At 61.7% G+C, this 11,725-nt stretch carries 8 protein-coding genes; 5 read left to right on the top strand and 3 right to left on the bottom strand.

The genetic code is table 11. The annotated features are described in order from the left end of the window. The 4 genes from ACM6G4_RS11970 (at position 1) to ACM6G4_RS11955 (ending at position 7,582) form a co-directional block, all read left to right on the top strand. Positions 1-1,071, top strand: coding sequence for an alpha/beta hydrolase (locus ACM6G4_RS11970; RefSeq protein ID WP_414913755.1), 1,071 nt, complete (start codon positions 1-3; stop codon positions 1,069-1,071). 52 nt (positions 1,072-1,123) lie between these two features. After that, positions 1,124-2,179, top strand: a complete 1,056-nt coding sequence (locus tag ACM6G4_RS11965; protein WP_414913754.1) for an alpha/beta hydrolase — start codon at positions 1,124-1,126, stop codon at positions 2,177-2,179. An 80-nt stretch (positions 2,180-2,259) separates the two neighbouring features. Then, on the top strand, positions 2,260-3,153 hold the full coding sequence (locus ACM6G4_RS11960) for a LysR family transcriptional regulator (protein ID WP_414913753.1): 894 nt from the start codon (positions 2,260-2,262) through the stop codon (positions 3,151-3,153). A 193-nt stretch (positions 3,154-3,346) separates the two neighbouring features. Further along, the gene (locus ACM6G4_RS11955) at positions 3,347-7,582 is read left to right on the top strand and encodes a DUF5801 repeats-in-toxin domain-containing protein (RefSeq protein WP_414913752.1); all 4,236 of its coding nucleotides are present in this window, start codon (positions 3,347-3,349) and stop codon (positions 7,580-7,582) included. 195 nt (positions 7,583-7,777) lie between these two features. On the opposite strand, the gene ACM6G4_RS11950 is transcribed toward ACM6G4_RS11955, so the two are convergent. Genes ACM6G4_RS11950 through galB form a run of 3 tightly spaced genes read right to left on the bottom strand, consistent with a single transcriptional unit; the run spans position 7,778 to position 10,316 of the window. After that, positions 7,778-8,866: a 4-oxalomesaconate tautomerase gene (locus ACM6G4_RS11950; protein WP_414913751.1), complete on the bottom strand. Its 1,089-nt coding sequence runs from the start codon at positions 8,864-8,866 to the stop codon at positions 7,778-7,780. Positions 8,867-8,868: 2 nt separating this feature from the next. After that, positions 8,869-9,585 (bottom strand): 4-carboxy-4-hydroxy-2-oxoadipate aldolase/oxaloacetate decarboxylase, encoded by a 717-nt coding sequence (locus ACM6G4_RS11945; protein ID WP_414913750.1) that lies wholly within the window; start codon positions 9,583-9,585, stop codon positions 8,869-8,871. Continuing rightward, complete coding sequence (galB, locus tag ACM6G4_RS11940) at positions 9,582-10,316, bottom strand: 4-oxalmesaconate hydratase (RefSeq protein ID WP_414913749.1); 735 nt, start codon at positions 10,314-10,316, stop codon at positions 9,582-9,584. Before galB ends, ACM6G4_RS11945 begins: the two co-directional genes overlap by 4 nt. Positions 10,317-10,473: 157 nt before the next feature. Here galB and ACM6G4_RS11935 point away from each other — a divergent pair, with 157 nt between their 5' ends. Continuing rightward, positions 10,474-11,682: a LysR family transcriptional regulator gene (locus ACM6G4_RS11935; RefSeq protein WP_414913748.1), complete on the top strand. Its 1,209-nt coding sequence runs from the start codon at positions 10,474-10,476 to the stop codon at positions 11,680-11,682. The last annotated feature ends 43 nt before the right edge of the window (positions 11,683-11,725 follow it).

Raw genomic sequence — 11,725 nt, 5'->3', positions numbered from 1 at the left:
ATGTCGACTGGAAAAAACCTGCTGGGCGTCGCCCTGCTGAGCGTGCTTGCCGCCGGTGCAAGCCATGCCAATGCCGCCGCGCCCTTGGTGATTCAGGAGCAAGGCAGCTTTGCCGCCGGCGGGACGATGACCACCGCACCGGGCACGTTCAATCCGCGCAAGCCCATGGCACCAGACGGCCAGACCTACCACGGCGACCATGCCTACACCTTCTACCAGATCCCGGTCGATGCGCGAAAACTGCCCATCGTCATGTGGCACGGCGCCGGCCAGTTTTCCAAGACCTGGGAAACCACCGCGGATGGCCGCGAAGGTTTCCAGAATATCTTTCTGCGTCGCCAGTTCGGCGTGTATCTGATCGACCAGCCGCGCCGTGGCGATGCCGGGCGCAGCATGGTCGAAGCAACGGTCAAGCCTGTCCCGGACGAGCAGCTCTGGTTCAACCAGTTCCGCATCGGCCTGTGGCCCGACTATTTCGAAGGTGTGCAGGTTGCCCGGGACGCGCAAACCCGCGATCAGTTCTTCCGCGCAATGACGCCGAACATCGGGCCGTTCGACATGAACGTGGTCTCCGATGGCGTGTCGGCGGTGTTCGACAAAATCGGCCCCGGCATCCTGTTCACTCACTCGCAGGGTGGCGGGCCGGGCTGGTTGACGGCGATCAAGAACAACAAGGTCAAGGCCATCGTGGCTTTCGAGCCGGGCAGCAGCTTCGTTTTCGCGCAGGATGAAGTCCCCGCGCCGATTCCCAGCGCCTTCGACACGGTGCAAGGCGCGGCGGTGCCAATGGATCAGTTCATGGCGCTTACGCGCATTCCGATCCTGATCCTGTACGGCGACAACATCCCGGAGCAGGCCGTCGACCTGCCCGCCCAGGACAGTTGGCGCGCGCGCCTCACCATGGCCCGGCTTTGGCGCGATGCCGTCAACCGGCACGGCGGTGACGTGAGGCTGATCCATTTGCCGGAGATTGGCATCAAGGGCAATACCCACTTCCCCATGTCGGACTTGAACAACGTGCAGATCGCGGACCTGGTGTCCGGGTTCCTGACCGAAAAACATCTGGATTGACGGCTACAGAACACTTTTTCAAACACCCCCTTTCAATGCTCCGGAGACGCTTATGAGAAACACCATTGTGAAAGCCTCGCTGATGACCGCCATGGTCGGTATGTCTGCTGGCGAGGCCGGTGCCGCCGACTACAAAAAGAACCCGTTCACCCTGGCTTACGACGGTGCAATCACCAGGAACGAGCCCGGCAAGGTCAACATCCACCCGGTCAGTTACAAGCTCAATGGCCTGGACATCGCTGCCAACGTCTACACCCCGGCCAACTACGATGCGAAGAAGGTCTACCCGACGGTGGTGGTGGCGCACCCGAACGGCGGCGTCAAAGAGCAAGTCGCCGGTCTGTATGCCCAGCGACTGGCTGAACAGGGCTACATCACCATTACCGCCGATGCCGCGTATCAAGGTGCAAGTGGCGGACAGCCGCGCAGTATCGATAAGCCGGCGTACCGTATCGAGGATATTCACGGCATGGCGGACTTCATCACTCAGTATGCCGGCGTCGACGGCAAGCGCCTGGGTCTGCTCGGCATCTGCGGCGGCGGTGGTTACTCATTGGCCGCGGCGCAAACCGACAAGCGATTCAAGTCGGTGGCGACCGTGAGCATGTTCAACTCTGGCCGGGTGCGTCGCAATGGCTACAACGACTCGCAACTGGACACCATCGAGCAACGCCTGCAACAGGCTTCCGCTGCCCGCGCCCAGGAAGCGGCCGGCGGCGAGGTGCTCTACTCGGGCGATGCCAACCTCACCGACGAGCAAATCGCCAAACTGCCGTTCGAGCTGTATCGCCAGGGTTATGAGTACTACTGGAAGACGCACGCCCACCCTGACTCGACCTTCAAATACACCACGAGCAGCCTGCTGGACCTGATGCGCTTCGACGCCACCCACCAGATCGAACTGATCAATCAGCCATTGCTGATGATCGCCGGCAGCAAGGCCGACAGCCTGTACATGACCCAGGATGCGTTCCCCAAGGCCACCGGTACCAAGGACAAAGAGTTGTTCATCATCGATGGCGCAACTCACATCGAAACCTACTGGGTTCCCAAGTATGTGGACGCTGCACTCGGCAAGTTGACGCCTTTCTACGCCAGAACCTTGTGATGAGCTCGATGGGGTCGCGCATCCATGCGGAACCTGATTACATGGAATAATCCCGCGCTCTGCATGAGAGGCTTTCATCAATGTCCCGCGCCAACCTCAACGATCTGCAAGCCTTCGTGGTCATTACCCGCGAAGGCAGCTTCACTCGCGCCGCCGCACAACTGGGCGTCTCGCAGTCCGCGCTGAGCCACACCATGCGCGCGCTCGAAACCAGGCTCGGCGTTCGCCTGCTGACCCGGACCACGCGCAGCGTATCCCCTACCGAGGCCGGTCAACGGCTGTATCAGTCCATGGCGCCGCGCTTCGACGAAATCGAACTTGAACTGGCCGCGGTCAGCGAGTTTCGCGACACCCCGGCCGGCAACGTACGGATATCAGCTTCCGAACATGCGGCGAACAACATCCTTTGGCCCAAGCTGTTGAAGGTGCTGCCCGACTACCCGGACATCAAAATCGAAATCACCGTCGATTACGCCCTCTCCGATATCGTCGCGCAGCGTTACGACGCAGGCGTGCGCCTGGGAGACCAGGTGGCCAAGGACATGATCGCCGTGCCGATCGGCCCCTCGTTGCGCATCGCGGTAGTGGGGTCTCCCGAATACTTCAAACAGCGGCCAATTCCGAAAGAGCCAAGGGATTTGGCCGCACATAATTGCATCAATTTGCGCCTGCCCACCCACGGGAGCCTGATGCAATGGGATTTTGAAAAGGACGGGCACGAACTCAAGGCTCGTGTCGAAGGGCAATGGACTTTCAACAGCAGTGTGCCGATCCTGCGCGCCGCCGTCGCGGGGTGCGGCTTGGGGTTTCTGCCAGAAGATATGGTCGCCAGGGAGCTTGCCGACGGTAGCCTTGTGCGGGTACTCGAAGACTGGTGCCAGCCTTTTGCCGGTTACCACCTTTACTACCCCAATCGCCGTGAGCATTCTTCAGCGTTTGGCGTAGTGGTGGACGCACTGCGTTACAAGCACTGAGTCGTCACATGCGGAATAGGCGGCTCCGTTGCTTCGCGTCATCCCGTCTCCCCCTCCCGGTAGTCTGAATCTCCCAGCCCGCCTGGGAGTATCGGCCGATGTATATCGTCCGGCGTTTATCCATAGTTGTGGCATGTACCAGAAAAAGGTCCACGGTCAGGCCTTGGTGTCTGCAACTGCTTTGGAGAAAATCATGGCTACTATCAAAAAAAATCTATCGTCAACGAACGATCCGATCGCTCTATTTACCCAGCCCCTCACCACTGACCTCAATAGCTCATTGGTGACAACATCGATTACCGCCAGCACTTTGGGCGTCGTGGCGACCGGCGAGAGCGTTACGCTGGACGAAACGGCGGGGTTGCAGAACAGCACCGCCACGCCAACCCCCGCGGGGGACGCTGACGACAACGACATTCTGCTGGCGTCCCTGCCCACGACCTTCACTACCCGTTTATCCGCACTGGGGGCCGGAACCGCAACGGGTGCGGCCTTGAGCGGCTATACCGGTGCCGCCGACAACAGCGGCAGCGATGCATTCACCATCACCGCCGCGCCCGGCGCAAGCATTACCGATATCAGCTTCACCGACAGCTCAGGCGCACCGCTCGATGGCCTGGACAGCGGACTCGATACCCTCGATGGCACCAGCATCCTTCTCTATACCGATACGAACGACAACAACATCGTTCTGGGTCGAGCCGGGGGCCCGGCCGGCGCGATCGTGTTTGCGGCCTACATTGAAGAAACCGGTTCGCCGGTCACGGGCGGCAAGCTCTGGACCGTGGAATACCAGCCGCTCAAGCATCCCGATGTGACGAACGCCGATGATTCGCTCAATCTGCTGGACAAGGTTTTCATCGGAACCAGTGAGGACCTGGAGTTCAGCCTGGCCAATGCGCCCTCCGGTCAGAACCTGTTCCTGATGTTCACGAAGGCAAACCCGAACGTTATCGATGACGGTGGTGTGTTGCGGATCACCGATCCCACGATCATCGCCACCGGCAAGGACCCCGCAGACCAGTCAAGCGGCGTCAACATAAACACTGGTGACACGATCAATACCAGCCAGGCGGGCGGCCCGACCACCTTCGGCACCAACAACCAGATGATTGTGGAGCAAGAGGGCATCCGCTTTTCGTTCGTCACCGGTGCCAGGCAGGATGTGACCGTTCCCAACCTGGACCAGAACGAAGCCGACCTTGAAGCCAACGTCGACTTTACCGACGTCTTCAATACGAAATCGGCCAATTTCGACGTGGTGCAATTGCAAAGCGGCAAGAGCGCCGTGGTAAGGGTCAGCGCATTCAGCACCGCTGCTGAACCTGGTGTGAATTTCATCAATGGGTATGCCAATGATGCGACGGTGGCCATCACCAATGTCCGCGTCGTCAACAATAGCACCGGGCTGGTGATCGAGAATTCAGACGGTTCGGTGAATGATCCGGCCATCACCATCAGCTTTACCGCTGCAGGCGTTGCAACCATCACCGGCGTTAAAGCCGGCTACCAGATTGAATACACCACAGCGTCGGATCACAACCGCGTGCTCGTGGAGAACGGGGCCGCCGTCAATGCCAAGGGCAATGACCACGCCGACTTTGATATCGGTGGTTTCACGCTGGTAAAAGCCTCTGTTACGACCACTGAAATCGGCTCCCGGATGGTCTTCGAAGACGACGGACCGAGCATCACCACCACCGGCACGGAGCCGACGCTGACGGTGGACGAAACGGTACTGACGACCGACGCCACCCAGAGCTTCGCCGCCAACTTCAATTCGGCATTTGGCGCCGATGGTGCCGGCACCCTGACCTATGCGCTGGGCGTGGTGACCGGGGCTTCCGGGCTGATCGACACGGCCTCGGGCGAGGCGGTGAACCTGTCGCTCAATGGCAGCGTGGTGGAAGGCCGCACTGCCACGGGCAACCTGCTGGTGTTCACGGTCAGCGTGGCCGCCAATGGCAACGTCACGCTCGACCAGATCCGCGCCGTGGTGCATGCCGACGCCACCAATCCCGATGACTCGACGAGCCTGACCTCGGACAACCTGGTAACGCTGACGGCGACCATCACCGACGGGGACGGCGACAGCGCCCTGGCGACCCTCAACATCGGGCAGAACCTGGTGTTCAAGGACGACGGCCCGAGCATCACCACCACCGGCGTGGAGCCGACGCTGACAGTGGATGAAACGGTACTGGCGACCGACGCCACCCAGAGCTTTGCCGCCAACTTCAATTCGGCATTTGGCGCCGATGGTGCCGGCACCCTGACCTATGCGCTGGGCGTGGTAGCCGGGGCTTCCGGGTTGATCGACACGGCCTCGGGCCAGGCGGTGAACCTGTCACTCAATGGCACGGTGGTCGAAGGGCGTACGGCCCTCAGCGACCTGCTGGTGTTCACGGTCAGCGTGGCCGCCAATGGCAACGTCACGCTCGACCAGATCCGCGCCGTGGTGCATCCCGACGCCACCAATCCCGATGACTCGACGAGCCTGACCTCGGACAACCTGGTGACGCTGACCGCGACCATCACCGACAAGGAGGGCGACAGTGCCTTGGCGACCCTCAACATCGGGCAGAACCTGGTGTTCAAGGACGACGGACCGAGCATCACCACCACCGGTGTGGAGCCGACGCTGACGGTGGACGAGACGGTACTGGCGACCAACGATACCCAGAGCTTCGCTGCCAACTTCAATTCGGCGTTTGGCGCCGATGGGGCCGGCACCCTGACCTACGCGCTGGGCGTGGTGGCCGGGGCCTCCGGGTTGATCGACACGGCCTCGGGCCAGGCGGTGAACCTGTCGCTCAACGGCACCGTGGTCGAAGGGCGTACAGCCCTCAATAACCTGCTGGTGTTCACGGTCAGCGTCGCCACCAATGGCAGCGTCACGCTCGACCAGGCCCGCGCCGTGGTGCATGCCGACCCAAGCAATCCCGATGATTCGAGGAGTTTGACCTCGGACAACCTGGTGACGCTGACCGCGATCAAGACCGACGCAGACGGCGACAGCGCCCTGGCAACCCTGAACATCGGGCAGAACCTGGTGTTCAAGGATGACGGTCCGGCACTCAGTTTCGGCAACCTGATCGGGACCGGTAGCGTCCTGGCGCAATCCGGATTCTGGAATATGGCGACGGGAGCCGACGGGCTGGGTGCGGCCGGTCTGGACATCTCGTTGGTCAATGATCAGTTCACCCTCGTCAGGCCCGACAACACGACCACGACCGGGACCGGCACGCTCACCGAGCAGACGCCATCACCGGACGCCAATGGCGCGTACCAGTTCACGGGAACCTTGACCGGTGATTTCGACAACAACGCTGCAACGGCAAATACTACCGTCGACTACACGTTGACCGCCTATGCCGATGGTCACTATGCACTGGATCTGGTGCAGGGCTTCAGTTCGACGATCGTGCTCAGCAGTGCCGACGGCTCGCTCGCTGCCGGCGGCCCGGATCCGGTGCGCACCTTGTTGATTCCTCAGACGAATGACCCGGCTATTCCTTCGACATCCGAGGAGATCGTGTTCTTTTCCGCGAAGGCGCTGGCCTCGACCGCGGACATCCTCAGCGGCATCGGGCTCGGAGCCCCCGACCCCACCGAAGCCGCGCTACAGACCAACCCCCTGCCGTCGTACATCGACCCTGCATCCATGAACGTCAGCACGTCCGGCATCGGCGTCGGCAACAACGTCTTCCAGGGCGATAACCTGGCGGCCATCAGCGCCGCCGATGAAAGCTTCGTGATCAATCCAGAGACCCTGCTGACGGGCATGAAGGTCTTCATCGACAACTCCGTGGCGGGTTACAACACGGCGACCGAAGACCTGTACTACAGGATCTACTACGCCGATGGCACGTTTTCGGACCGCGTCGAGGTGAACACCCTGACGCCGGAGGCTGGCGGACAGGTGTCCTTCCTCGTCGAGAAGGCGGGTGCGTCACTGATCGACGCCGTTCAGCTGACGATGGGCCGGGGCGATATCAAGATCCCGGTGATCCAGTTCATTCAGCAGAGCGAGAGTCTGGCCAGCGATGTCCAGCTGGCGTTCAGCGCGACGCTGACGGACAAGGATGGGGACTCGGCGACCAGTACATTTGACGCCAACCTGTTCGCCAACGACCCGGCCAACGCCCCCTTCGACTTCACACTGGTGGGCACGATCGGTGAGCAGGATGCGTTCAACATCGATCTGTCAGTCAATGAAAACCTGTACCAGGTCACCGGCTTCGATACGGGTTCAGGCGTGCAAGACAAGCTGGTGCTCAACGGCGACCCGAACGCCGTTGTCCAATCGATCGATAACACCGGTGCAGACGGCGTCGTGACGGTTGCCGAGACTGGCGGACAAACAACGACCATCACCGTGGTCGGGGCCCATGTCGAGAGTACCGATATCTTTTTTGGCAGTGCTTGAGGCTTTGCGCGTGAACAGATGCGAGGGAGGCCTAGGAAACCACCCTCGCATTCTTTTTGCGGTCCGATACGAGATTCGCATGATCGCATCCGCTAACGCAGTTGCCGTGGTGTTGCGTTCACACTGGCCCGGCTTGTACAGGGCACATCGAGCATCGAATCTGCGGCGCCGGCCCGATGGTCTGGAACAAAACGTTCAACAACCCTGATTGCCCGGCCATAGCGTCCGCGAAATACATACGACCCCATCGAATAACAATCGGGCAGTTCTCATCAGGCCGCAACTCAGCAAACGATCATTGTCCAGACGCAACTCTACGGTGAACTCTCCCGTTGGGTGTTCAACCGAGAGTTGCTTGATTTCGCCGTCAACGACACTCGCCACCCTCGCCGCCACACTGCCCTCGATCAGGCAGGCAACAGCCACACTGACCGCTCCGAACACGCCGATGCTGGTGTGGCATCGGTGCGGAATGAACGTCCGCGTGCTGAGTGCCCCGCCCGCTTGTGCCGGTGCAATCAGGCACATCTTGGGCACATTGCGCTGGCTCACGTCGCCCAGGTTCATGCGCGGGCCGGCTTGCAGGCGGATCGATTCGAGGCGGGCCTTCAACTCAGTATCGGCATCCAGTTGTGCCGGACTCTCATCGCCGCCCAGACCGAGGTCTTCGGCCCGGATCAGCACCACGGGCATGCCGTTGTCGACGCAGGTGACTTCAACGCCATCGAACAGATCCACAACGTTGCCGGTGGGTAGCAATGCTCCGCAACTGGAGCCGGCGACGTCCTCGAACGCCACGATCAACGGCGCTGCGTATCCTGGCACTCCGTCTATCCGCGAGTCGCCCGAATAGCTGACAGCGCCATGCGGTGTCGGTACATGAGCAATCGCGATTTGCCTGGTGTTCTCCATGAAAATGCGCACCGGGGTGACATCACCCGTCACGGTCACCAGTGCGCGCTCAATAGCGAACGGCCCGACACCGGCGAGAATGTTGCCGCAGTTCTGGCCATAGTCGACCCGCGGCTCATCGACCAGTACCTGGGCGAACAGGTAGTCGACATCGGCGTCGGTGCGTGTGGAGGGTTTGATGATCGCCACCTTGCTGGACAGCGAGTCGCCGCCACCGATGCCATCGATCTGCCGCGCATCCGGCGAGCCCATGACCGCCAGCAGCACGCGGTCGCGAAGCGTTTGCTGTTCAGGCAAGTCGCTGGCCAGGAAGTACGCGCCTTTCGAGGTCCCGCCGCGCATCAAGAGGCAAGGAATACGTGTCTGGCCCATGCTCAGTCTCCGAGCTCATCGAGGCTGTCGACGTAGCGCAGGCCCTTTTCCGCGAGCCGTTGGCGCATGTTGTAGATGTCCAGCCCCAATTCGCCCTTGGCCAGGCGCAAGGCCTTCTGCTCCTCCAGGTCGGCCCGTGCGCGACTGGCTTCGACCACCTGTGCAACTTCGCCGCGACGCACGATGACCACGCCATCGTCATCGGCTACCACCACGTCGCCCGGGTTGACCAATTGACCGCCACACACCAGCGGCAGGTTGACCGAACCGAGGGTCTCCTTGATGGTGCCTTGGGCGCTGATGGCGCGGGACCAGACCGGGAAGCCCATCTCGCGCAGGGTGTGGGTATCGCGCACGCCGGCGTCGATCACCAGGGCACGTACGCCATGGGCCTTGAGCGAAGTGGCAAGCAGGTCGCCGAAGTAACCGTCGGTGCACGGCGAGCTGGGGGCAACCACCAGGATATCGCCGGGGCGGCACTGCTCCACCGCCACATGGAACATCCAGTTATCACCCGGTGCAACCAGCACCGTGACCACCGAACCGCTGACGACCGACCCTCGTTGAATCGGTGTGATCGCAGACGTCAGCAGGCCTTTTCGCCCCTGGGACTCGTGGATGGTCGCGACACCGAAGCGCCCCAGTTCATCGACCAGGGCCTGCTCGGCCCTGGGGATGTTGCGCACGACGACGCCGGTCTTTCCGATCAGCTCGCTCATGCCAGGTTCTCCGTGACGCGGGGGAAGATACTTTGGTAGCCCTCGCCATAAATGATGTCGCGGCTGGAGGTGATGCCGACGTTGCGCTTGGCCTGCACACCGCGCTGCAGGGCGACGCGCGTGTAGTACTCCCAGAGGTGTTCCTGACCGGCCATGCACTGGATGGCCGCATACTTCCTGTCCCAGACCGAAGTGATGTCCAGCAACACATCGGGGCGCCATTCGCATTGCTCGGGCTGGTGCGGCTCGAAGCTGTAGACCGGCGGCGCACCGACAATTTTCTCCCCCGGCCTGTAGCCTTCGGCCTGGGCGATGATGCGCGCCTCTTGCGTCAGGTTCATGGCCAACGGGTGATCGTAGTTGTAAGGGTCTTTCTGCGAGTGGCTGAGGACGAACTCGGGCTGGACGCGACGAAACACATCCGCCAGGCGAAACAGGGTTTCCTTGTCGGCACGCATCGGGTAGTCGCCGATGTCGAAGAACTCGACGCTGGCCCCCAGGATATCTGCGGCGGCCTGGGCCTCTTCACGCCGCGCGGCTTTGACTTTTTCTTCGCTCATCTGGCCCTTTCGCCACAGCTTGGCGGACTCACCGCGCTCACCGAAGGACAGGCAGACGATGTGCACGGCATAACCCTGTTGCGTATGCAGCGCGATGGCACCGCCCGCGCGCCAGACGAAATCGGCAGAGTGGGCGCTGACGACCAGCGCGTTTTTCGGTGACTCGATCATTGCGGATTCTCCTCCTGCGTTTCGAACGAGGATCGCATCGCGACCCGCCCCAGGAGTAATGCATTGAAGTGTTTGAGGTATGCGTTTTTTTTATTGCCATCCGGAAATGGTAGCTGCATAGTCCAGCTCAAATGCCCCTTTGCAGAGCCCGTGCCCCATGGAATCCACTGAACTGCCCAGCCTGATGCACGTGCGCGCCTTCGTCCGGGTGGCCGATCACGGGAGTGTTTCCAGGGCCTCCGTGGCGCTGTTTCGCGCTCAATCCGTGGTGACCCGGTCGATCTCCGAGCTGGAGGCACGGCTCGATGTGCCATTGTTCGAACGCCACGCCAACGGCATGCGCTTGACCGATTTCGGCGATCGCCTGCTGCCTCGGGCACGTCGGGTGCTGGCCGAGCTGGACAGTGTGCCGCGACTGCTCGATGGCGCGGATAAACGTGCGGTCGAACCGCTGTATCTGTTCCAGACCCGGCGCCTGCAAGTGTTCGTCAAACTCTGCGAAACCCGCCACATGCAGACCGTCGCCAGCCTGCTCGGCCTGAGCCAGCCGGCCATCAGTTCGACCATCAAGGTGATGGAAAGCCGCTGCGGCCAACCGCTGTTCGAACGCACGCCTCGCGGGTTGCAGCCAACCCGCGCCAGCCATGAAATCCTCTTTCCGATCCGCCGGGCGCTGAACGAGTTGCGCCATATCGAGACCGACATCACCGCTCTGCGCGGCACCTTGCAAGGTGTGGTGCAGGTCGGCGCCCTGCCCCTGGGCCGCACCCGAATATTGCCCGAAGCCATGGTGCGCATGATGGCCGAACACCCGGGCATCCAGGTGATCACCAACGAAAGTCCGTTTGATCTACTGGCGACAGAGCTGCGTGCCGGTGATGTCGATTTCGTCTTTGGTGCCTTGCGCCCGGAGGCCTACGCCAGCGACCTGGTCGGCGAAGCGCTGCTCACGGAAGACATGGTGGTGTTGGCGCGGCGCGGTCACCCGCTCTGTTCGACAGCCGTGCCGCACGATGAACTGGGCGTCGCCCGGTGGGTGCTGCCTCGCGCCGGCTCGCCCGCCCGGCAAATGCTCGATGAGTGTTTCACCCGGTTCGGCATTGCGCCGCCCCGGCCTGTCGTAGAAAGCGGCGACATGGCAATCATCCGCGGCCTGTTGTTGCGTTCAGACATGCTCGCCGCCGTGTCCGCCCATCAACTGGAACAGGAGATCGCCTCGGGCGAGCTGTGCATCCTGCCCCTGGAGCTGAACCAGACCACCCGGGCTATCGGTCTGACTTATCGCAATGGCTGCTTGCACTCCCCGGTGGCCCTGGCCCTGATGGACATGATTCGCCGGGTGATCCGCGAACAGGCAGCCCCGTAGGAGCTGCCGCAGGCTGCGATCGTTTGATCTGCGCTTACAACAA

This window comes from Pseudomonas sp. IT-P258 (assembly GCF_949767825.1).
Taxonomy (GTDB): domain Bacteria; phylum Pseudomonadota; class Gammaproteobacteria; order Pseudomonadales; family Pseudomonadaceae; genus Aquipseudomonas; species Aquipseudomonas monachiensis.
The sequence above is the reverse complement of the archived record's forward strand: the minus strand, read 5'-3'. Positions and strand labels throughout refer to the sequence as shown.

Excerpts from the sequence above, each read along its gene's own strand:
- ACM6G4_RS11970 (WP_414913755.1), top strand. The coding sequence starts at position 1 with ATGTCGACTGGAAAAAACCTGCTGGGCGTCGCCCTGCTGAGCGTGCTT.
- ACM6G4_RS11965 (WP_414913754.1), top strand. The coding sequence starts at position 1,124 with ATGAGAAACACCATTGTGAAAGCCTCGCTGATGACCGCCATGGTCGGT.
- ACM6G4_RS11960 (WP_414913753.1), top strand. The coding sequence starts at position 2,260 with ATGTCCCGCGCCAACCTCAACGATCTGCAAGCCTTCGTGGTCATTACC.
- ACM6G4_RS11955 (WP_414913752.1), top strand. The coding sequence starts at position 3,347 with ATGGCTACTATCAAAAAAAATCTATCGTCAACGAACGATCCGATCGCT.
- ACM6G4_RS11950 (WP_414913751.1), bottom strand. The coding sequence starts at position 8,866 with ATGGGCCAGACACGTATTCCTTGCCTCTTGATGCGCGGCGGGACCTCG.
- ACM6G4_RS11945 (WP_414913750.1), bottom strand. The coding sequence starts at position 9,585 with ATGAGCGAGCTGATCGGAAAGACCGGCGTCGTCGTGCGCAACATCCCC.
- galB (WP_414913749.1), bottom strand. The coding sequence starts at position 10,316 with ATGATCGAGTCACCGAAAAACGCGCTGGTCGTCAGCGCCCACTCTGCC.
- ACM6G4_RS11935 (WP_414913748.1), top strand. The coding sequence starts at position 10,474 with ATGGAATCCACTGAACTGCCCAGCCTGATGCACGTGCGCGCCTTCGTC.